This is a genomic window from Neisseria chenwenguii (assembly GCF_002216145.1).
GTDB lineage: Bacteria > Pseudomonadota > Gammaproteobacteria > Burkholderiales > Neisseriaceae > Neisseria > Neisseria chenwenguii.
On sequence record NZ_CP022278.1, the window covers coordinates 1,443,213 to 1,464,719 of the forward strand.

General features: G+C 55.7%; 21 protein-coding genes and 1 pseudogene. 13 read left to right on the plus strand and 9 right to left on the minus strand.

Features of this window, described 5'->3' with window-relative positions:
• Nucleotides 1–33 precede the first annotated feature (33 nt).
• The 4 genes from BG910_RS07135 to BG910_RS12295 all read right to left on the minus strand — a co-directional run bounded on the left by BG910_RS07135 (nt 34) and on the right by BG910_RS12295 (nt 3,863).
• Nucleotides 34–1,809, minus strand: a complete 1,776-nt coding sequence (locus tag BG910_RS07135) for an acyl-CoA dehydrogenase (RefSeq protein WP_089036247.1) — start codon at nt 1,807–1,809, stop codon at nt 34–36.
• A gap of 166 nt (nt 1,810–1,975) precedes the next feature.
• The gene (locus BG910_RS07140; RefSeq protein WP_089036248.1) at nt 1,976–2,752 is read right to left on the minus strand and encodes a ParA family protein; all 777 of its coding nucleotides are present in this window, start codon (nt 2,750–2,752) and stop codon (nt 1,976–1,978) included.
• An 84-nt stretch (nt 2,753–2,836) separates the two neighbouring features.
• A complete protein-coding gene (rsmG, locus tag BG910_RS07145) occupies nt 2,837–3,466 on the minus strand; it encodes a 16S rRNA (guanine(527)-N(7))-methyltransferase RsmG (RefSeq protein WP_089036249.1) in 630 nt (209 codons plus the stop codon).
• A gap of 253 nt (nt 3,467–3,719) precedes the next feature.
• Complete coding sequence (locus BG910_RS12295; protein WP_157694048.1) at nt 3,720–3,863, minus strand: hypothetical protein; 144 nt, start codon at nt 3,861–3,863, stop codon at nt 3,720–3,722.
• A gap of 319 nt (nt 3,864–4,182) precedes the next feature.
• Between BG910_RS12295 and BG910_RS07155 the strand changes: the two genes are divergently transcribed.
• From BG910_RS07155 to uhpT, 3 genes are all read left to right on the plus strand, one after another.
• Entirely contained in the window at nt 4,183–4,722 is a 540-nt protein-coding gene (locus BG910_RS07155; protein WP_089036251.1) for a DUF924 family protein, read from the plus strand.
• A 94-nt stretch (nt 4,723–4,816) separates the two neighbouring features.
• Complete coding sequence (locus BG910_RS07160; protein ID WP_089036252.1) at nt 4,817–5,701, plus strand: prephenate dehydrogenase; 885 nt, start codon at nt 4,817–4,819, stop codon at nt 5,699–5,701.
• Between the two features lie 593 nt (nt 5,702–6,294).
• Nucleotides 6,295–7,689: a hexose-6-phosphate:phosphate antiporter gene (gene uhpT, locus BG910_RS07170; protein ID WP_089036254.1), complete on the plus strand. Its 1,395-nt coding sequence runs from the start codon at nt 6,295–6,297 to the stop codon at nt 7,687–7,689.
• Nucleotides 7,690–7,818: 129 nt separating this feature from the next.
• Here the strand turns inward: uhpT and BG910_RS07175 are convergent, their stop codons facing one another.
• Nucleotides 7,819–8,280: a MerR family transcriptional regulator gene (locus tag BG910_RS07175; protein ID WP_232462175.1), complete on the minus strand. Its 462-nt coding sequence runs from the start codon at nt 8,278–8,280 to the stop codon at nt 7,819–7,821.
• Between BG910_RS07175 and BG910_RS07180 the strand changes: the two genes are divergently transcribed.
• The gene (locus tag BG910_RS07180; RefSeq protein ID WP_089036256.1) at nt 8,254–8,631 is read left to right on the plus strand and encodes a carboxymuconolactone decarboxylase family protein; all 378 of its coding nucleotides are present in this window, start codon (nt 8,254–8,256) and stop codon (nt 8,629–8,631) included. The genes BG910_RS07175 and BG910_RS07180 overlap by 27 nt on opposite strands.
• Nucleotides 8,632–8,985: 354 nt before the next feature.
• Here BG910_RS07180 and BG910_RS07185 read toward each other — a convergent pair whose 3' ends face one another.
• Both BG910_RS07185 and BG910_RS07190 read right to left on the minus strand, forming a co-directional pair.
• The gene (locus BG910_RS07185) at nt 8,986–10,143 is read right to left on the minus strand and encodes an NnrS family protein (RefSeq protein WP_089036257.1); all 1,158 of its coding nucleotides are present in this window, start codon (nt 10,141–10,143) and stop codon (nt 8,986–8,988) included.
• A 138-nt stretch (nt 10,144–10,281) separates the two neighbouring features.
• Nucleotides 10,282–10,647, minus strand: a complete 366-nt coding sequence (locus tag BG910_RS07190) for a hemerythrin domain-containing protein (protein ID WP_089036258.1) — start codon at nt 10,645–10,647, stop codon at nt 10,282–10,284.
• A 140-nt stretch (nt 10,648–10,787) separates the two neighbouring features.
• Here BG910_RS07190 and BG910_RS07195 point away from each other — a divergent pair, with 140 nt between their 5' ends.
• The 4 genes from BG910_RS07195 (at nt 10,788) to BG910_RS07210 (ending at nt 13,597) form a co-directional block, all read left to right on the plus strand.
• Complete coding sequence (locus BG910_RS07195; protein WP_089036259.1) at nt 10,788–11,231, plus strand: RrF2 family transcriptional regulator; 444 nt, start codon at nt 10,788–10,790, stop codon at nt 11,229–11,231.
• Between the two features lie 285 nt (nt 11,232–11,516).
• Nucleotides 11,517–12,434 carry an energy transducer TonB gene (locus BG910_RS07200; protein ID WP_089036260.1) on the plus strand — a complete coding sequence of 306 codons (918 nt, stop codon included), beginning with the start codon at nt 11,517–11,519 and terminating at the stop codon, nt 12,432–12,434.
• A gap of 65 nt (nt 12,435–12,499) precedes the next feature.
• The gene (locus BG910_RS07205; RefSeq protein ID WP_089037181.1) at nt 12,500–13,159 is read left to right on the plus strand and encodes a MotA/TolQ/ExbB proton channel family protein; all 660 of its coding nucleotides are present in this window, start codon (nt 12,500–12,502) and stop codon (nt 13,157–13,159) included.
• 3 nt (nt 13,160–13,162) lie between these two features.
• Nucleotides 13,163–13,597: an ExbD/TolR family protein gene (locus BG910_RS07210; protein WP_089036261.1), complete on the plus strand. Its 435-nt coding sequence runs from the start codon at nt 13,163–13,165 to the stop codon at nt 13,595–13,597.
• A gap of 497 nt (nt 13,598–14,094) precedes the next feature.
• Here BG910_RS07210 and BG910_RS07215 read toward each other — a convergent pair whose 3' ends face one another.
• Nucleotides 14,095–14,529 carry a TIGR01244 family sulfur transferase gene (locus BG910_RS07215; protein ID WP_089036262.1) on the minus strand — a complete coding sequence of 145 codons (435 nt, stop codon included), beginning with the start codon at nt 14,527–14,529 and terminating at the stop codon, nt 14,095–14,097.
• Nucleotides 14,530–14,814: 285 nt separating this feature from the next.
• On the minus strand, nt 14,815–16,569 hold the full coding sequence (locus tag BG910_RS07220) for a M61 family metallopeptidase (protein WP_089036263.1): 1,755 nt from the start codon (nt 16,567–16,569) through the stop codon (nt 14,815–14,817).
• A gap of 324 nt (nt 16,570–16,893) precedes the next feature.
• On the opposite strand from BG910_RS07220, the gene ccoN reads away from it, so the two are divergent.
• From ccoN to queC, 5 genes and pseudogenes are all read left to right on the plus strand, one after another.
• Nucleotides 16,894–18,327 (plus strand): cytochrome-c oxidase, cbb3-type subunit I, encoded by a 1,434-nt coding sequence (gene ccoN, locus BG910_RS07225; RefSeq protein WP_198344765.1) that lies wholly within the window; start codon nt 16,894–16,896, stop codon nt 18,325–18,327.
• Nucleotides 18,328–18,349: 22 nt separating this feature from the next.
• Entirely contained in the window at nt 18,350–18,961 is a 612-nt protein-coding gene (gene ccoO / locus BG910_RS07230; protein WP_089036265.1) for a cytochrome-c oxidase, cbb3-type subunit II, read from the plus strand.
• A gap of 4 nt (nt 18,962–18,965) precedes the next feature.
• Entirely contained in the window at nt 18,966–19,130 is a 165-nt protein-coding gene (locus BG910_RS07235; RefSeq protein WP_089036266.1) for a cbb3-type cytochrome oxidase subunit 3, read from the plus strand.
• 30 nt (nt 19,131–19,160) lie between these two features.
• On the plus strand, nt 19,161–20,558 hold the full coding sequence (gene ccoP / locus BG910_RS07240) for a cytochrome-c oxidase, cbb3-type subunit III (RefSeq protein ID WP_089036267.1): 1,398 nt from the start codon (nt 19,161–19,163) through the stop codon (nt 20,556–20,558).
• A gap of 162 nt (nt 20,559–20,720) precedes the next feature.
• A pseudogene (queC, locus tag BG910_RS07245) lies at nt 20,721–21,368 on the plus strand (7-cyano-7-deazaguanine synthase QueC); the annotation flags it as partial.
• Between the last annotated feature and the right edge of the window lie 139 nt (nt 21,369–21,507).

Sequence of the window (21,507 nt, forward strand, 5' to 3'; positions counted from 1 at the left end):
GTCTGAATGTTCAGACGGCCTTTTGTTTTGCAGTCAAAACAGCACCAACGGCACATCCAGCAGCGCCTGCCCCTGTTTGATCTGCGCGGCGCAGGTATAGACTTGCGGCAGAACATAGGCAAAATAAACGCGCGCGTTGTGTTGTTGGGCGGTGTAAAAATCATGGCCGAACAGGTTTTCCGTTTTGCCGTCCAGCGCGTCTTGTGCGGCAACATAGGTGCGCGCAAGGCCGATGGCGCCGAGCGTCAGGCCCATTTGCTGGAGATAGGCGGCCGATGCGGCGGCGGTCAGTACGGGGGCGTCGGCGAGGGAAACGAGTTCGGCGACGCTTTCTTCGGCGGCGGCAACGGCGTTTTGCAGTTGTTCGGCAAGCGTCGGGTCGGCGGCAGACAGTTTTTCCGCCAGTGTTTTGCCTTCGGCCAGCAGCGAGCAGGGCAGGGCGCCGTTTTTGCCGCTGGTTTTGCGGCCTGCCAAATCGGCGGCCTGAATGCCGTTGGTGCCCTCGTAAATCGGCGTAATCCGCGCATCGCGCATATATTGGGCGACACCGCTTTCTTCGACATAACCCGCGCCGCCGTAGGTTTGGATGGCGAGGTTGGTCAACACGGTGCTGTTGTCGGTCAGCCATGCTTTGACAATCGGAATCAGAAAATCCGCTTCGCGCTCGGCCTGTTTGCGCACGACGTTGTCTTCGTGCGACGCGGCGGTATCGACCAGCGCGGCGGTGCGCAGATAGAGGGCGCGCTGCGCGGCGAGCGTGGCTTTTTGAACCAACAGCATACGGCGCACATCGGCGTGGCGGATAATCGGCACGGCGCTGCCGTCGCTGTTTTCCGCATCATGCCCCTGCACGCGCTCTTTGGCGTAGGCGAGCGCATTTTGGTAGGCGCGTTCGGCAACGGCGTGGCCTTCGATGCCCACGTTCAGGCGCGCGGTTTTCATCATGGTAAACATATAGGCCAAGCCTTTGCCCACGCGGCCGACCAGATAGCCGACGGCATTGTCGAACTGCATGGTGCAGGTCGGGCTGGCGTGCAGGCCGAGCTTGTGTTCCAAGCCGATAACGTGCACGCCGTTGCGCCCGCCCAAAGTGCCGTCTGAATTGACCAGAAACTTCGGCACGACAAACATCGAAATTCCCTGCACGCCCGCCGCTGCGTCGGGCAGCCGTGCCAACACCAGATGCACGGTGTTTTCCGTCATTTCCTGCCCGCCCCAAGTGATGAAGATTTTCTGGCCGTTGAGGCGGTAGGTGCCGTCTGAAAACGGCTCGGCGCGTGTCGTCAGATTGCCCAAGTCCGAACCCGCATCCGGCTCGCTCAACACCATCGTGCCGTTCCATTCGCCCGTACACATTTTCGGCAGATAGGTCTGCTTCTGCTCATCGCTGCCGTGTTTCAACAGTGCATCCACCGCGCCCAGCGTCAGCATCGGCATCAGCGACAACGAAAGATTCGCCGCACACCACATCTCCTCGCAGGCCGCCGATACCGCCGCAGGCAGCGCCTGTCCGCCGAATTCCGCCGGCGCGCGCAAGCCCGCCCAGCCCGCTTCGCAAAACGAACGGTAGGCCGTCGCCAAATCGGGATGTGTCTGCACGAGGCCGTCTGAAAGCGACGCGCCGTTCAAATCGCCCGTGCGGTTGGTCGGCGCCCATTCCTGTTCGGCAAATTTGGCCGCCTCTTCCAATACCGCGTCCACCGTATCAGCGTCGAGGCCGTCTGAAGCGGGCAGTTGCAGAATATCGTCTAAATTGCCGTGAACACGCAGGGCAAAGCGCAGCTCGTCAACAGGGGCGCGGTAGTTCATACGGATTCTCCTAAAAATCAACGGGTTTACTTTATTACGAAATCATGCGGTTGGAAACGGTTAATCCGCCAAAGATTGAGGCGGGGCAAATTTTGCGGAAAAAGGCCGTCTGAAAACCTGCCCACATTCGCAGCCAAGTTTCAGACGGCCTTTCCGGTTTTCCTGATTAAGCCTGTTTGCCGACCCGTGCCAACAATTCGTCGGCCAGATTCAGATATGCTTTCGCGCCTTTGGCGGAAGCGTCGTAGGCCAGCGCGGGCATGCCGTGGCTGGGGGCTTCGGCGAGGCGGACGTTGCGGGGAATGGTGGTTTCGAACATCAGTGCGCCGAAGTGTTTGGCGAGCTGTTCGCCCACTTCCGCCACCAGGCGGCTGCGGCCGTCGTAGAGCGTGCGCACAATGCCGGTGATGTCGAGCTGCGGGTTGATGGCCTGGCGGATTTTGCGCACGGTGGCGATGAGGTCGGAGATGCCTTCGAGTGCGTAGTATTCGCACAGCATCGGCACAATCACGCCGTTGGCGGCGACCAGGCCGTTGAGCGTGAGCAGGGTCAGCGAGGGCGGGCAGTCGATGAGGATGAAGTCGTATTGTTTTTCCACTTCTTTGAGCGCGTTTTTCAGGCGCACTTCGCGGGCGATTTCCTGCACCAGCTCGACTTCCGCACCCGCCAGCGCGCGGTTGGCGCCGAGCACGTCGTAACCGCCGCTTTCACTGCGGACAACGGCTTCGGAGACGGGCGTTTCGCCCAAAACGACTTGGTACACGCCGGCTTCGAGGCTGCCTTTGTCGATGCCGCTGCCGGTGGTGGCGTTGCCCTGCGGGTCGAGGTCGATGACCAGAACGCGTCGGCCTTTGGCGGCCAGCGAGGCGGCGAGGTTGACTGTGGTGGTGGTTTTGCCGACACCGCCTTTTTGGTTGGCGACGGCGATGATGTTTGCGCTCATGATGGGACGGAATGTTTGATGGATTGGCAGGAATTGTACCGTTAATCGGAGGGGCTGAACATGGGCCGTCTGAAATCGTGTTTTTCAGACGGCCTTTTTCCGCATCACGACCATATGCCGTTCCGCATCAAGTTGGGGAACACGGATTTCGTCGGTTTGCACGACTTCGGCAAATTCGGGCAGGCGGCGGATTTCGTCTTCGGGGTACACGCCTTTCATGGCGAGCCAGCGGCCGTCGGGTTTGAGCAGGTGCGCCGTCCAACCGACGAAATCGGCGAGTTCGGAAAAGGCGCGGCTGGTGATGAGGTCGGCCTGAACATCCTGCACGGCTTCGACGCGGCCGCTGACGACGCGCACGTTGTCCAAACCCAGCTCGATAACGGCTTGTTGGAGGAACGCGGTTTTTTTGGTGTTGGCGTCTAGAAGGGTAATCTGCAAACCGGGGCGGCAGACGGCGGCGGGAATGCCGGGCTGGCCGCCGCCGGAACCGACGTCGAGCACGGTTGCGGCGCCGTTGAGGTAGGGCAGCAGGCTGAGGCTGTCGAGCAGGTGGTGGCTGACCATTTTTGTTTCGTCGCGCAGGGCGGTGAGGTTGTAGGTTTTGTTCCACTTTTTGAGCAGGCCGATGTATTCGAGAAGTTTGGCCTGCTGTCCGGCGGGGATGTCCAAGCCCATTTCGGCGATGCCGTTTTGAAGCTGCTGCGCGTGGTTCATAAGGTTTTCCTAGTTGACGGTTTGGGCGGTATGGTAATGGAAAACGAGGCCGTCTGAAAGTTTTCAGACGGCCTCTTGCTGTTTTGTGTAACGGTATCTGCGGTTTGAAACGATGCCGTCTGAACCTCCGTGTTCAGACGGCATCGGATTGGTCAGAATCCGCCTCGCGGATTACCGAAGCGGCCGCGGTTCATTGGCGGGCGGATTTCCCGGCCGCGCGGCATCATGCGGCCGTTGCGGCGCATATTGCGGTTCATGCCGCACGGGTGTTGGCGGCGGTAGTCGTCGATGTTGTCGACGCAGTGGATGCGGGCGTTGGGGCTGGGGCGGTAGTTGCGCGGCAGACGGCGGGATCGTCGGAAACGACGCAGCCTGACAGCGCGGTGGCGGAAAGCACGCTGATGACGCCGGGCCGAACAGGGATTGGAGTTTGGAAACAGTCATGTTTTTTCCTTTGATGAGGTGGGTCAAAATACGCGCAATGTACGCTTTTTCGGGTTGGTTTTGCGCAAAGGGTACGCAAAATTTGTGTGTGGGGGTGATAATGGCGGGCGGTGTGCGGTTTTGCCCCGCAGGGCAGGCTGATAGAATGTGCCGTCTGAAAATGCCGGATGTACACTTTTTGCAACTCCGTTCCCCTTACGGGCGCGGACTGCCGGTTTGCAGACAATGCAAACAAATATTCAGACGGCCCCTCCTGACAGAAAGGAAAAATCATGACCCCGAACCAAGTTTTAAACTTCTGGTTCGCCGAGAGCAGCCGTCCGTTTTGGTTTGCCAAAAGCGACGAATTCGACGCGCAGATCCGAGTGCAGTTTTTCAATGCGTGGCAACAGGCCGCGCGGGGCGAGCTGGCGGCGTGGCGTGATACTTTGCAAGGCCGTTTGGCCGAAATCATTCTGCTCGACCAGTTTTCCCGCAACTTATGGCGCGGCAGCGCGCAGGCTTTTGCGCAGGACGGCATGGCGCTGGTGCTGGCGCAGGAAGCGGTGAAACAGGCGGATTTCGCAGAAATGGGCGAGGCCGGGCGCAATTTTATGCTGCTGCCGATGATGCACAGCGAAAGCCCCGCCGTCCACGCCGCCGCCGTGCCGCTGTTTGAGCGCTTCAGCAGCACGAACACGCTGGATTTCGAAATGCGGCACAAGGCCATTATCGACCGCTTCGGCCGTTATCCGCACCGCAACGAAACGCTGGGACGAGAAACGACGGCGGAAGAGGCGGAATTTTTGCAGCAGGAAGGTTCGTCGTTTTGAGCAGGAGGCCGTCTGAATTTTCAGACGGCCTATCCTTTCAACCCTCCACCCAATCGGGTAAACTTGAAGCCATTTCCCCCAACCGTATTCCGCCATGAATCCCACCGCAGCCCCCCTCAAACAAATCACCCTGATCGGCGTCGGTCTGATCGGCGGCTCGTTTGTGCTTGATTTGAAACGGCTGGGTTTGGCGGAAAAAGTCGTCGGCATCGATTTAAACCGCGAAAACCTCGAGCGTGCGCTGGAGCGGCGGGTGGTGGACGAGGCGTTTGCAGAGATTTGCGAAAAGAGCGTCGGCGGGGCGGATTTGGTGTTGGTTGCCACGCCTGTTTCCACGCTGCCGGCGATTTGCCGCGCGCTGAAGCCGTTTTTGAAAGCGGATGCGCTGGTGTCGGATGTGGGCAGTACCAAACTTTCCGCGATTGCGGCGTTCCGCGAACATCTGCCCGAACATCTGCCCAACTGCATTGCGGCGCACCCGATTGCAGGTTCCGACCGGCACGGCGCGCTGGCGGCGCAGTTCGGACTGTTTCAGGGCAAAAAGCTGGTCATCACGCCGCACGGCGCGGAACATTCAGACGGCCTTGCGCGGATTGAAGCGCTTTGGCAGGCCGTCGGCGCGCAGGCTTTCCGGTTGGACGCGGCGGAACACGACGCCGTTTTCGCCGCCGTTTCACATATGCCGCATCTGGTCGCGTTTGCGTTTGTGCACGAAATTTTCGACCACCCCGACGGCCAAACCTATCTGAAATTCGCCGCATCCGGCTTCCGCGACTTCACCCGCATCGCCTCCGGCCACCCCGCCATCTGGGCGGACATCTGCATGGCCAACCGCGACAGCCTGCGCGGCCTCATCGGCGGAATGCGCCGCCAGCTCGATACGCTCGACGGCATTTTGGATTCGGGCGACAAAGCGGCGCTCTACCGTTATTTTGAAGAGGCGAAGCAGACGCGCGATGCGTGGTTGAAGGAGCAGTAGAGGCCGTCTGAAAAATCCGTGTGCGTTTTGCGCGGTTTTTCAGACGGCCTTTGCGGTTTCAGGCAGGTCGGATTCAAGAATCCGACCTACGGCTGTCCGAACCGGTCCAACCGCCGTCGTTTCCGTACAAACAGGGAATCCTACTTGCGAGGCGCCACTTGGGGCGGCTGATGCGGACTACGCCTTTTCTTTCTCCGCCGTCAATCGTTAAGATTTGAACTATATTTCCAATGTTTAGTCTAAGTGGGTATGCAGTGTCGGGCGTGTTTAGCGGTTTCAAAAAACAGGCCGCACTGCTTGATTCATTTGGAAATAACAGTCAACACATGCTTGTCTGTCAATCGGAATCCCATAGAATAGAGTATCAAGGAGTCGCTATGTCTATGTTTTGGTTTTTTGCCTTTATCTTGTTTTTCGCCCTAATCTTGTTTATCGGTGGGGAGTTTTCATCTGAAAGTAAGACAGAAAATGAAAAATAAGATAATCAAAGGGGCTGTCCTGGATAACTAGGCCGAACTCTGCTTTACTAATTGTTTTAAAATAGAAATTTAAACTTTTATTTCACTGTGGCTAAAACGCCAAAGGAGCGTGTTATGTCGTTTCTCGCTATCGACAAAATTCCCAATAAGGGTATTCCCATTGCCGAACAGCGGCGGATGTGGCTGCGGCAGTTTTTGAAGGCCTTTATGGTAGTGTTTGTTACTTATATGTGTATGTATCTGATTCGTAACAACTTCAAAGCCGCACAGCCGATGATGAAGGAGCAGCTCGGGCTGTCGACGCTGGATTTGGGCTATATCGGCTTGGCGTTCAGCATTACCTACGGGTTGGGCAAAACAGCGGTCGGTTATTACATCAGCGATAAAAATACCAAAAAATCCATCTCTTATATGCTGATCGGCGCGTCGCTGACGGTGTTGTCGATGGGTTTTTTATTGAGCGCCTACGGTTCGGTCATCGGGATTTTTATCGTGCTTTGGGGGTTGAACGGCGTCTTTCAGGCGGCGGGCGGACCGGCTTCGTATTCGACCATTTCGCGCTGGGCGCCGCGTACCGAGCGCGGGCGCTATCTGGGCTTTTGGAACATGTCGCATAACATCGGCGGCGCCATTGCGGGCGGTTTGGCCTTGTGGGGCGCGAACGTGTTTTTCGGTGGCAATGTGCTGGGGATGTTTATTTTTCCGGCGGTGATTGCGCTGATTATCGGCGTGGCCGGGCTGTTTATCGGCAAGGACGATCCGGAAGAGCTGGGCTGGAACCGCTGCGAGGAGATTTTCGGCGAGCCGGTGGAAGAGGAAAACAATCAGGCCGACGAAATGCCGATGTGGCAGGCGTTTAAGCAGTTTGTTTTGAAAAATCCGTGGATTTGGATTTTGTGTACGGCGAATATTTTCGTCTATATCGTGCGCATCGGCATTGATAACTGGGCGCCGCTGTATGTGACCGAGGAGCTGGGCTTCGGAAAACTCGATGCGGTCAATACGATTTTCTATTTCGAAGTCGGCGCGATGCTGGCGAGCATGAGCTGGGGCTATGTTTCCGACCTGCTCAACGGACGGCGCGCGGCGGTGGCCGTGAGCTGCATGGTGGCGATTATTTTCGCGGTGATGCTTTATCGGAACGCAACCAGCGTGATGATGGTGAACGTGTCGCTGTTTCTTTTGGGTGCGCTGATTTTCGGCCCGCAGCTTCTGATCGGGATTTCGTTGGTCGGTTTCGTGCCGAAAAAAGGCATCAGCGTGGCCAACGGGATGACGGGTACGTTTGGCTATCTCTTCGGCGACTCGGTGGCGAAAGTCGGTCTGGCCGCCATCGCCGACCCCGAACGCGGCGGCCTGACGGTGTTCGGCCATACGCTGCACGGTTGGTCGGATGTGTTCGTCGTCTTTTACGCTGCGCTGTTTGCAGGGATTGTCCTGCTGGTGGCGGTGGCCTTCGGAGAGGAAAAACGAATCCGCCATATGAAACAGCAGCTTGGGGAACATTGAATGTTTTGATGTGGAATGATGTGGAATAAGGCCGTCTGAAAAGTTTAGTTGCCGAGTGAGGCCGGTTTCAGACGGTCTGTCTGCTATACCAGCCATTTAAATATTAAAGGGGGCTGTACTGGATAAGCCCTAATTTTTATTCATTGCTGCTCGATACACAGCCAGTTTTCGCTCCAGAAAATCTTGGTGTTCCGCCAAGATTTTCTGTTTTTCGGCCAACGCTTTTTGATGCTCCTGCAAAATAACAAACCGTTCGGGAATTGTTTCATTGCCGAGATGGCGCAGGCGGGCATATTCTTTAATTTGCGCCAGCGGCACGCCCATTTCTTTCAGCCGCAGAATGAATCCTATCCAATCTGCATCGCGAGCGCCGTAAATCCGATAGCCGTTGCCGTCCCGCTCGGGCATCAGCAGCCCTTCTTTTTCATAAAAACGCAGCGTATCGGCCGACAGCCCTGTTTGTGCCGAAAATTCTTTGATGTACATGGTTATCCTTGCATTGGAGCGCACTCCATAGTCTAACCTGACCGGGCAATCCTGCAAACCATTGATTAAGGAGCCATCATGCTGGACAACGAAAAACTGCTGCAACGCGGCTTGGAACAATTGGACATTGTCGACGGGGAACACGGCCGTTCCGTGGCCGATACGCTTGCCGGTATCGCGCCCGATTTGGGGCAGTACCTGATTATTCTTTTCGGCGAAATATACAGCCGCCCGCAGCTTGATTTGAAACAGCGCGAACTCGTTACGCTGACGGCGCTGGCGGCGCAGGGCGGCTGCGAAAAACAGCTCCGCGTCCACGTCAACGCCGCGCTCAACGTCGGGCTTGCCCGCGACGAAATCATCGAAACGTTTGTCCACTGCATACCCTATCTGGGTTTCCCGAAAGTATTGAATGCGGTGTTCGTGGCCAAAGAAGTGTTTGAACAGCGGAAATAAACGGGGAGCAACAATGTCTGTCTGAAAAATCCTTTGTATTTTCAGACAGGTAGGGACCTTTGCAAAGTTAAAAATTTCCATCTGAAACTTCTCTGTCGTCATTCCCGCCTGTGCGGGAATGACGACGAACAGTATTCTCACTTTTTTGCAAAGGTCTCAGGTATTGCGTTCGAATCCACCCATTACAGTAGAAAAATCGTCGCCGGTTCGCGGAAAATCAGAAAGCCGCCGGAGTCAGTAGCGGCGGCGACCATCACGGGCCATCGTACGAACGGTTCGAACTACTAAAATGCCGTCTGAAAACATTCCAAATTTTTCAGACGGCATCATTTTATCCGGTTGCCCGACCAAGCCTTAACCCGGGCGGCCGTCGGCGCGCGGGCGGATCAGCCAGGGGATGTATTTCCATGCGTAAACCAGCAGCGCGGCGGCGAAGAGGGCGGCGGAACAGCGGATGCTGTGGGTGTAGGCCGTGCCGCTGACGAAGGTGGCGAGGATGCGCACCAATGTGGCGGCGATCATCAGCCAAAAGGCGACGGGCACGGATTTGGGCGGCGGGTAGATCGGGTTGCCGGTGTGCCCCAGTGCGGTGCGCGCCATCATGCCCAGCGTGAGTACGCCGATGCCGCCGACGCCGATGAGGTGGACGCCGAGGCGCAGGAAATTTGCGTTGAGATAGGATGCGCCGATTGCTGCCAGACCCAGCGCGGTAAAGAAGTAGCCGGCAAATAAAATCCACAGCATCGGTTCTTTCAAAACGTCTTTATACCACCAGCGGTACACCTGAATCAGGCCGATTGCGCCTGCGGCGAAGGCAAACAGCGCGGCCACGGCGGGCAGGATTTGGTGCGCCATCAGCATGGCGGTCAGCATCGGCAGCCACAGTGTGGCGTGCATGACCCATTGCGGGCTGGGGATTTGCGCGACGTTCAGGCGTTTGGAAGTGAAAAACGAGATAATCCGTGTGCCGATGAGGCCGATAAAGCCTGCGACCATAATTAACCCCGATTGCAGACCGGTCAGCAGCGCGGCGGGGTCGAACGGGCTGAGTTGGCGGTGGAACGCGGCGTGTGTGCCGCCCAAAACGAAAATGGCAAACACGGCGACATAGTTGCGCGTATTTTTGGTGCGGAACACCGGCAGCGCCATGCAAACCGCGCCGTACCAGAAAAATACCGTGCCGAAAATGCCGCTTGCCGCCGCGCCCCAGCCGGGGATAAAAGCGCAAATCCGCGCCAGCAGCCAAAACGCCGCCAGCCCCGCCAACACGCCGCCGCGCGTGGGCGGCTGGCTGGTCCAAGTGGCGACGGCGGTGAGCAGGAAGGCGATGACGACCAGGCCTGCATAGCCCCAAATCATTTCGTGCGCGTGCCAGTACATTCCGGGCAGCTCGGGCGTGCCTTGATAGCCGAAGCCCCAAAGCAGCACCGACAGCGCGCCGTAAAGCGCGGCCAGCGAGTAAAACGGGCGGAATGCCATTGCCCAGACAGGGTGTTTGAACAAAGCGATCATGGTGGGTTCCTTAGTGGTTTTTGTATTTGAAAACTTGGGAGGCCGTCTGAAAACTTATAAATGGAAGTTTTCAGACGGCCGTTGATATTCTTGAAACAGGCGCGTAGGTCGGACAACCGTAAAGGCCGTCTGGAAACCTCAATCCAAAAACGGCTCGACCGCGGGAAACAGCTCGCGTTCCTCAAAACGCGCGTGGTCGCGCAGGGTGGTGGCGAAATCCGTGTTCCACGCCGCATTTTCAAATTCGGGCGCCGCCATCATGGCGCGCAGTTTGGCGTGGTCGGCTTCGAAGCGCCCGCGCAGATCGGCGGCGACCAAATGCCAATACGGGGCGAACTGCGCCTCTTCGCTTTGGAAATGCACCGCTAATTCGGCAAAATGTGGCACCAATTCCGCCTGATGGTTTTCAGACGGCGCCCGCAGCAGGCGTACGCACAATGCCAGCGAATGATGGTGTTCGCGGGAAAGTTCGATGAGGGCGGGGTGGCGTTTGAGCGGTTTCATTGCGGCGGTTTCGGTAGGGGGTAACTGGATTTTGTGTGAAGTTTCATATATTATGAAACTTATTTCCTTATCAAGTCAAATACATACGGCGGCTGCCCCAGGCCGCCTGAAAATATATAAGAATACTCAGGCAAAACATTATGTACCTCACCCAACACACCGACTACGGCCTGCGCGTGCTGATCTATACCGCTATCAACGACGATGCGCTGGTCAACATCGCGACTATTGCCGAAACCTACAACATTTCCAAAAGCCACCTGATGAAAGTCGTTACCGCGCTGGTAAAAGGCGGCTTCCTTTCCAGTGTACGCGGCAAGGGCGGCGGGCTGAAGCTGGCGCAGAGTGCGGATAAAATCAACATCGGCACGGTGGTACGCCATCTCGAGCCGATGCAGATTGTCGAATGTATGGGCGACAACAACTGCTGCCTGATTGCCCCGTCTTGCCGCCTGATGGGCGTGTTGAACGGCGGGCTGAAAGCGTTTTTCAACCATCTCGACGGCTTTACGCTGGCCGATTTGATCAACAAACCGACTTACGATCTGCTTTATTTTCAGAAAGAAATTCCGGCAACAGCATGAATCTTTCTGCTGCTTAAAATTTTAAAATTATTTAATTCTTCAGACGGCCTGAATGGAAAAGCAGGGCGTCTGAACTTTATTTATGGGGGAAAAGAGCAGCTCCAGGTGGCCTTTTCGTATTTGGCAAACCGTCCGGGCTTGCATCATGAAACGCCAAGTTACGTCATATTATTCTCCGTTGACTTGAAATAAAAATATTCCGACGGCAACCGTTTGTAAACTTTACCTGCCGTTTATAAGAAATAGTTTGCAAACAGGAATAGTTGCTATTAACATGACGCCACTATGAAGAATCAACGCATTTTGAGCCCTGCGGTCATTGCCGCAGTTACTTTTCTCCACGTCGGATTGATGGCGCTGCTTTGGCACGCGCGTACGCCGCCTTTAGCAGTTGAAACCGCCTCTTTCGAAGTTGTCGATTTGGGCAGTTTGGGCGGAGGAGACGGTGCCCCCGAAGGTGCGGGCGCACCTGCCGAACCGGCTCCCGAGCCGCCCAAGCCGAAAGCCGAGCTGCCCAAACCCAAATCGAAACCCAAGCCGGCCGTACCGGAAAAAACCGTCATCAAGCCCGTAGTAACCAAAAAGGCGGATGCGGACATTCAGCAGCCGAAGGAAAAACCGGTCGAAAAACCGAAACCCAAACCGGCCGAACCGTCAAAAACGGAACCGATACCCGAGCCCAAGCCTGAACCGGCTCCGAAAGCAGAACCGGCTCCGGCGCCCAAAGCCGAACCGAAAGCAGTTGGCTCCGATGCTGAAAAAGGTAAATGGGAAGCAGTGGGTCGTAGCGGAAACGGTGAGAAGGAAGGTGCAAAAGGAGGGGGAACAAAAGGCGAAGGCGGCGGCCGTGGTGAAGGAGAAGGAAAAGGCAGCGGAGGCCGAAAAGGCGATCGCGGTGAGGGCTCGGGAGGTGAGGGAGGCGGCAGCGGTGCCGGCGGCAGCCGAAGCAATCCCATCCGTGCCGGTGGTACGCTGGCAACGCCGCCTTATCCGGATTCGGCCATTGAAAACGGTGAAGAGGGTACGGTTGTGATGGATGTTTTGGTTAATCCGAGCGGTCGTGTCGAAAGCGTCAAGATTGTGAAGAGCAGCGGTTCGGCGGCATTGGACCGTGCGGCACGCAAAGCGGCCCAGCAGGGCAGCTATGCGAATAACGGGAAATGGCTGGTTTATAAAGGCAGGGTTAATTTTACGCTGAATTAGGTTGTCTGGAACCTCCGGAACTAAGATTTTATTTTTTGTTTTATTTTGTTTTTTGGAAAAAAACTATGAACTTATCATTGGTATTCCAATCAGGCGATTTTGTTCTGATTGCCGTATTTTTGATGTTGGTTGCGATGAGCATCACTACTTGGAGCATTATCGTTTTGCGTTTCGTCCGCCTGCGCAAAGTCAAGCAGGGCAATGCCGAGGCGAAGAAAACCGTTTTGGGCGCGTTTACCCTGAAAGAAGCCGCTCAGAAACTCGGTTCAAACGAATCACCAATGGGGCAGCTGACCGCCGAATCCGTTCGCGCGTATCAGGGCTACCGTCAAAGCAGCGACAAAACATTGGCGACCGCGCTGCCGCTCAATGAATATTTGGTCATCCAGATCCGCAACAGCATGAGCCAGATCATGCGCCAGTTTGACGGCGGCATGGCCGCGCTGGCCTCCATCGGTGCAACGGCGCCGTTTATCGGCCTCTTCGGCACGGTTTGGGGGATTTACCATGCGCTGATCAACATCAGCCAAAGCGGCCAGATGAGCATCGCTGCCGTTGCCGGCCCGATCGGGGAAGCACTGGTGGCCACCGCCGCCGGCCTGTTTGTTGCCATTCCCGCCGTGTTGGCCTACAACTTCCTGACGCGCGGCAACAAATCCCTGTCGCAGGATATGGATGCTTTCGCCCATGACCTGCATGTGCGTCTGTTGAACCAAAAGGATTAAACCATGGCTTTCGGCTCGATGAATAACGGCGACGATGCGCCGATGTCCGACATCAATGTAACGCCGCTGGTTGATGTGATGCTGGTGTTGCTGATTGTTTTCATGATTACCATGCCCGTGTTGACGCACTCGATTCCGCTGGAACTGCCGACCACTTCGGAGCAGGCGGCGAAAAAAGACAAGCAGCCGACCGATCCTCTGCGGCTGACGATTGATGCCGGCGGCGCGTATTACATCGGCGCGGATTCCGTTACCAAACTCAGCATCGAAGATGTTACCGCCAAGCTGAAAGAGGCGCAGGCAAAAGATGAAAACGTGATTGTCGCCGTCAGCGCCGACAAAGCGGTCGAATACGACTACGTCAACAAGGCCCTCGGTGCCGCGCGCGAAGCGGGTATCAGTAAAATCGGATTTGTTACCGAGACTAAAGCGCAGTAAACGGATTTCGGTATTATAGATAACAGGCCGTCTGAAAGTTTTTCAGACGGCCTGTTTTGGTTTTTTGCGGGATTCAGGCAGAGAAATTTATAAAAAGCTGAAACGTCCACTTAAAGGACGTCTGAAATCTTGAAACGCTGATATTCCCGGCATTTTCAGCTTCGGCCGGATTCAAAATCGGCAATGGTTGGGTTTCTGCAATCTGCTCCCCCTCCCGCCGTAACGCTTGCCCTCGAAGGGGAGGAGGGCCGGGGTGGGGCGGTTTTTCTCCTGAAAAGGTAAATTTTTCCGAAAGTCTCGCAGGACGTGCTTCTGCGAAGCACCACCCTCTCCCTAACCCTCCCCCGCACAAGGCGCAGGAAAGGAGACAGATTGTAGTAACTTCAAAATTTGGCGTCGAAAATCATCCGTTTTTACAGCAGTTGTAGGCCGGGCTTCAGCCCGGCAAGGCAGCTCAACAAGCTGGGCTGAAGCCCGGCCTGCACCGCTGAAGGTTTTCAGACGGCCTCTTTTGCCGCCTGCAATTTCGCTTCGAAATTCGTCAAATCCACGTCTGCCCGGGCGGCGGCGGTTTTGGCTTCGGCGACACTCATGCCGTTTTGCACCTGATAAAGCGCCCACAGCAGCACGCTGCGCGTGCCGGTGCGGCAGTAGGCCAAAACGGGTTTGTCTGACTGCGCAAACAGGTTTTGGAACGCGGCGGCATCGGCGGTGCCGGCGGCGGGTGCGGTAACGGGCTGGTGGGCAAATTGGCCGATGCCCGCATCCGCCAGCCATTGTTTGACTTCCGCGGCGGCGGGCTGGTCCGGCTCTTCGCCGTCGGGACGGTTGCAAATCACGGCTTGAACCCCGAGTGCGGCGGCCTGCGCGGCATCGGCGGCGGTCAGTTGCGGGGCGATGTAGAGGTTTTCTGCGAGTTTTAAGATGGTCATGTTTTTTCCTTTCGGGTGGGGTGGTTTCAGACGGCCTTTAGGGGTGGAATGCCGTCTGAATGTTTAAAGATTTTGCAATCTGTCCCTTCTCTCTCATGGGAGAGGGGTAGGGTGGATGTAAACCCACCGTTTGAGTGCAGGTCAAAATCCAAGCGTCTGGAAATTTTTCAAGCGGTTTGTTTTCTTGCCCTTCAGACAAGCGGCGGGTTTTCAAATATTTCAGACGGCCTCAATCGTTTTTTGCTGTGCAAATTTCGGAATGCCGTCTGAAAACCTTTCAAATCTTCATTCACCGAACAGCCAGCGTTCCAATAAATCGCGGCCGGTAATTTCCAGCAGCGCGGTGTCGGCTTCGGCGGTTTGGGCGGTGATGACGGTGTTGAGCAAGACGCCGCTGCGGAAGAAGTGGATTTGGGCGCGTTCGCCGTTTTTCAGACGGCCGAACTGGGCGGCGAGGTCGGTGCAGGCGTATCCGTTGACGGCGATGATTTTGTCTTGCGGGCTGAGGCCGGCGTTTTCGGCGCTGCCGCCGTTGAAAACGTGGGTCAGTAGGGCGTGGTTGGGGTTTTGTTTGAAACGGGCGCCGAGGTCGGTGGCGGGTTGGACGGCGGTTTCATCGTTGGTCAGACCGCCGTTGTGGCTGCGGGGCAGGGCGTGCCATGTGAGGCGGACGCCTGCGGTGGCGAGGGTTTCGGCGAGCGGGAGGTCGCGTGTGCTGTATAAGGCCGTCTGAAAAAAGTCGTTTAAATCCAATCCGGTAATGGCTTGACAGCGTACCTGCCATTGTTGTTCGGGGATGCCTCGGCGGGTAGCAAGCCAGTCGCGGTAGTGCTGCTGCATGACGGTGTCGAGGCTGTGGCGGCCGTTGCTTTTTTGGCGGATGAGGAGGTCGAGGCAGAGGGCGGCGAGCGCGCCTTTTTGGTAGTAGCTGACGATGGCGTTGGGGCTGTTTTCGTCTTGTTTGTAGAATTTGTTCCACGCGGTGAGGCTGGATTGGGCGAGGGTCTGTTTCAGACGGCCTTTGCCGCGCTGCACGCGGGTGAGGGTTTGGGCGAGCAGTTTGAGGTAGGCTTCGGGGCTGATGGTGCGGCTGCGGGCAAGGAAGAGGTCGTCGTAGTAGGAGGTGATGCCTTCGAATGCCCAGAGTTGTTCGGTGTAGTTTTCGCGGTCGAGGTCGTAGGGGGCGAACGCGGCGGGTTTGATGGATTTGACGTTCCACGCGTGGAAGTATTCGTGGCTGAACAGGCCGAGCAGTTGGGTGTAGGCATCGTCTGCTTCCTGCATGTTTTCAGATGGCAGGCTGTGGCGGTCGGCGAGGAGGGCGGTGGAGGCTGTGTGTTCGAGGCCGCCGTAAAGGTCGTCGCCGACGTGGAGCATGAAGAGATATTCGGCAAACGGGGCGGGCGCAGGGAGGAACATGGCCAGCTCGGTTTCGCAGATTTTTTTGATGTCGGCAGTCAGGCGGGCGCGGTCGAATGCGGGGTAGTAGCCGCTGAGGGCGATGCGATGGGGAATGCCGACGGCGGTGAAGTCGAGAAATTCGATGCGGCCGAGTTCAAACGGGTGGTCGATGAATTCGGCGTATGAGGCCGTCTGAAAAACATCGGGCGCGGTTTGCGGCATGGCGGTGGCGGTTCGCCAATGTGCGGGCAGGCCGCTGAGTCGGAGGCGGTGGGGCTGCTGTTCGCTGCCTTTGACTTTTAAAAACAGGCAGGCGCCATCGAAAAAGCCGCGTTCGGTGTTGAGAAACGAACCGCGCACGGAGAGGTCGAAGGCGTAAATGGTGTAGTCAATCCGCCATTCGCCGGCTTGGGCGGCGGCTTGCCAGGTGTTTTTATCGAGTTGTACCAATTCTGCGGGCGCGTCGTTGCAGGTGGAGGAAAGGGCGGTAATGTAGCGCGAGAAATCGCGGATTAAATAGCTGCCGGGAACCCAGTTTGGCAGGCTGAATTCGAGGGTTTGGGCGCTTTCCCGGGTGAACGAAAGGGTAATGTGCCATTGGTGGGCAAGCGGTGAGGGGGTGATTTCATAATTAAGCATATCTATAACTCTGTTTGTTAAAATTTATTGACATTCGGCGTATAAATAGGATTGGTTTAATTTAGGTCAAAAAACGGTGTGAAAATGCCACGTGAAAGTTGAAAATGAAGAGCAGATGTTCTATTGTTTCCGGCAATACTTTGATTTTAAATGAATTTAAAAGCGTTGGGAAAGTATTTCCGGTATGTCGAAAAGTGTAATATTGCTTGGCGTGTTTTGCCATATATGTTAAATTCGGAAAAATTTAAACTCTGCCATTCCTGCGGCTTGCGGTTGCAGCGGCGGATAAGAAAAACCTCATTCCCATAGTTTATGGAGACTCCCATGGAAACACAAACCTACAACTACAAGGTGGTGCGCCAGTTTGCCATCATGACCGTTGTTTGGGGGATTGTGGGTATGTTGGTCGGTGTCATCGTTGCCGCCCAATTGTTCGCACCGTCCCTTAATTTGTCCGAGATAGGCCCCTGGTTCCACTTTGGCCGCCTGCGTCCGCTGCATACCAATGCGGTGATTTTTGCGTTCGGCGGCTGCGGTCTGATCGGCACATCTTACTACGTCGTGCAGCGTACCTGTAATACCCGCCTGTTTGGCGGCTGGCTGGTGCCGTTTACATTCTGGGGTTGGCAGGCCGTGATTGTGGCCGCGGTCATTACGCTGCCCATGGGTTTCACCCAAGCCAAAGAATACGCCGAGCTGGAATGGCCGATTGATATTCTGATCGCGCTGGTGTGGATTGCCTACGCCATCGTATTCTTCGGTACGGTTGCCAAGCGTAAAGTGAAGCATATCTATGTGGCCAACTGGTTTTACGGCAGCTTTATTCTGGCGGTTGCACTGCTGCACATCGTGAACAATATCAGTATTCCTGCGGGGCTGATGAAATCTTACTCGGTTTATGCGGGGGCAATTGATGCAATGGTCCAATGGTGGTACGGCCACAATGCGGTGGGTTTCTTCCTGACTGCGGGCTTCTTGGGCATGATGTACTACTTTGTTCCTAAGCAGGCAGGCCGTCCGGTTTACTCGTACCGTTTGTCTGTCGTTCACTTCTGGGCGCTGATTTTTACCTATATGTGGGCAGGTTCGCACCACTTGCACTACACCGCGCTGCCTGACTGGACGCAGTCACTGGGTATGGTGTTGTCGCTGATTCTGTTCGCGCCGTCTTGGGGCGGTATGATCAACGGCATCATGACGCTTTCCGGCGCGTGGGACAAACTGCGTACCGACCCGATTCTGAAATTCCTGATCGTTTCCCTGTCTTTCTACGGCATGTCCACCTTTGAAGGTCCGATGATGTCGATTAAAACCGTCAACGCTTTGAGCCACTACACCGACTGGACTGTCGCACACGTTCACGCCGGCGCATTGGGCTGGGTGGGTTTTGTGACCATCGGTTCGGTTTACTACATGATTCCGCGTCTGTTCGGCCGCAACGAAATGCACAGCACCAAATTGGTTGAAGCGCATTTCTGGATTGCCACCATCGGCGTCGTGCTCTATATCGCTGCGATGTGGATCGCGGGCGTGTTGCAAGGTTTGATGTGGGGCAGTCTGAACGACGACGGCACGCTGACTTATTCTTTCGTTGAATCTGTCAAACGCACCATGCCTTACTACGCAATCCGTCTGACCGGCGGCATCCTGTATCTGAGCGGTATGTGCATCATGGCATACAATGTTTACCGTACGGCGATGAGTGGCAAACCGGTGAATGCTGAGATTCCTGCGGTTTCTCAATCACAGCACCACTAAGATAAGAAAGATAGGCTACCAAATGAAATTACAACAATTAGCTGAAGAAAAAGTCGGTTTCCTGATTGTATTCACGCTGTTGGTTGTCAGTGTCGGTTTGTTGATCGAAGCCGTTCCGCTGTTTTTTACCAAAGCCGTTACCCAGCCCGCTCCGGGCGTGAAACCGTATAGTGCGCTGCGTGTTGCAGGTCGCGACATCTACATCCGCGAAGGCTGCTACAACTGCCACTCGCAGATGATTCGTCCGTTCCGTGCCGAAACCGAGCGTTACGGCCACTACTCCGTTGCGGGTGAGTCGGTTTACGACCGCCCGTTCCAATGGGGCTCCAAACGTACCGGTCCTGACTTGGCGCGTGTGGGCGGCCGCTATTCCGACGAATGGCACCGTATCCATCTGATTAACCCGCGCGATGTCGTGCCCGAATCCAATATGCCCGCGTTCCCGTGGCTTGCGCGCAATAAAGTGGATGCCGAAGCAACGGTCAACCACATGAAAGCGCTGCGCGCCGTCGGTACGCCTTACAGCGATGAAGACATTAAGAAAGCTCCTGAGGCCTTGGCCAACAAGTCCGAACTGGATGCCGTCATCGCCTACCTGCAAGGTCTGGGCTTGGCATTGAAAAACGTAAGGTAACAGCATGGACGTTAACTGGGCCCGCTCGCTTTTTACGCTTTGGATATTCGTCAGCTTTATGTTAGTGCTCTATATTGTGTTCAACCGACGCAACAAGAAAAACTACGACGAAGCCGCCAGCAGTATTTTTGATGATAAAGAAGATACGTCCGACCAAAACGGGCGATAACCGGTTAATCCGTGATAACGGAGCAAAAGAATGAACACAACTTCCCAATTTACCAGTAATTTTTGGACAATCTACATTGCCGTCATCGTCGTGCTCAGCTTTATCGGCTTGGCATGGCTGCTCTTGTCGCAAAACGTGGTCAAGCCTTTGAAAAAAGGCGAAGAAGTCAAAACCACAGGGCATGAGTGGGATGGTATTTCCGAATACAACAACCCCCTGCCGCGCTGGTGGTTTTGGCTGTATGTCATGACTTGGCTGTTTGGCGCCGCCTATCTGTTCCTCTATCCCGGTATCGGCGATTACAAAGGCTATTTCAAATGGAGCAGTAAAGGCCAGTATGAGCAGGAAGTCAAAAAGGCAGACGAGCAATACAAACCGATGTATGCCAAATTTGCCAAAATGCCGATTGAAGAAGTGGCTAAAAATCCCGAAGCCCGTCGGATCGGTAAGAACATGTTTGACACTTACTGTATCCAATGTCACGGCTCGGACGCCAAAGGTTCCAAAGGCTTCCCGAATCTGACCGACCACGACTGGCTCTGGGGTGGTTCGCCTGAGCAAATCCAGCAAACCATCGAAAAAGGCCGTGTCGGTGTGATGGCGGCTTGGGGTCCTGCATTGGGTGAAGAGGGCGTAAAAGACGTTGCCAACTACGTTATGTCGCTGTCCAAACCGAAAGACCAGTATGACGAAGAACGCGCCGCACGCGGTAAAACGCTGTTCGGCGGCCCGCCCGCAAACTGCTTTACCTGTCACGGCGACAAAGGCCAGGGCATCCAAGGTTTGGGTCCGAACCTGACTGACGATACTTGGTTGTGGGGCGGAAGCCAGAAAAATATCATCGAAACCATTACCGGCGGCCGTCATAGCCAAATGCCGGCTTGGAGCAACTTCCTGGATAAAGACAAACTGCACATCATGACAGCGTATGTTTGGGGCTTGTCCAACAAAGACGGCAAAGCGCCGGCGAAAAAAGCCGAGCCTGAACCGGCCGCTGCATCCACAGCTGCACCTGCCGCCGCCGGCACTGCTTCAACGCCCGCCGCATCGGCCCCTGCACAAGCCTCTGCGCCTGCTGAGAATGTTTCAGATGTAACCTTCAGCGCCAACAACGGCAAACCGCTCGGCACTTTCTACTTTGCCACCGGCAAGAGCGAAGTTTCCGACAAAGCGGCAACCGTTTTGGCTGAAATCGTCAAAGCCGGCAAAGAAGGCAAACGCCTGGTCATCAGCGGTTACACCGACAGCACCGGCAACGCCGCTTCCAATGCCGCGCTTTCTAAAAAACGCGCCGAAGCCGTTAAAGCCTTTCTTGAAGCTCAAGGCGTAAAAGCCGACGGCATCGAGTTGCGCAAACCCGAAAACACAACCGCAGCCCAAGGCAACGACGCCGCCGGCCGCCGTGTTGAGGTTAAAGTCGAAGGCTGATATTTGCGAATCCGTAAATATAAAAAACCACCCGCAAGGGTGGTTTTTTATTGAGGCCGCCCGCGGCCGTCTGAAAAAATCTGCTATAATTCAATGCTTTTCAAGGCGGTTCGCAACCCTCCCGCCGTGAGCCGCCGTTCAAAACCAAAACTAGGATTCCAAATGTCAAACCAAAAAGCATTGGTCATCTTTTCAGGCGGCCAAGATTCCACTACCTGCCTGATTCAGGCAATCGCACAATACGGGCGCGAAAACGTCGAAGCCATTACCTTCCGCTACGGCCAGCGCCACGCCGTTGAGCTTGAACGCGCCCGCCAAATTGCCGAAGATTTGGGCGTCAAACAGACCGAGCTCGACCTCACCTTGATGCAGCAGATCACCCGCAATGCCCTGATGGAAGGGGGCGCGGCGATCCAACCCGCCGAAAGCGGCGTGCCCAATACCTTTGTGGACGGCCGCAACGCTCTGTTTCTACTCTGCGCCGCCATTTACGCCAAAAGCCAAAATATCTGCCACATCATCGTCGGCGTGTGCGAAACCGATTTTTCGGGCTATCCCGACTGCCGCGACATCTTCGTCAAATCCATGAACGTCACCCTCAACCTCGCCATGGGTTACAGCTTCCAAATCCACACCCCGCTGATGTACTTCACCAAAGCGCAAACATGGCGGCTCGCCGACGATTTGGGCTGCCTCGATTACATCCGCGACCACACCCACACCTGCTACCTCGGCGTCGAAGGCGGCTGCCACGAATGCCCGAGCTGCGTTTTGCGCGAACGCGGGCTGGCGGAATACCTTGCGGAAAAGCCAGAACGGCGCGTAAGCGTGGATAGGAACATTCTGTCGCGCGTTCAAACAGATTTTCAGGCGGCATTTAGGTAAGCACTTTTGATTTTTGCAAAGGTATTGCCATGCTTAATCCGCCGGCAAAGCACTGCAATCAAGC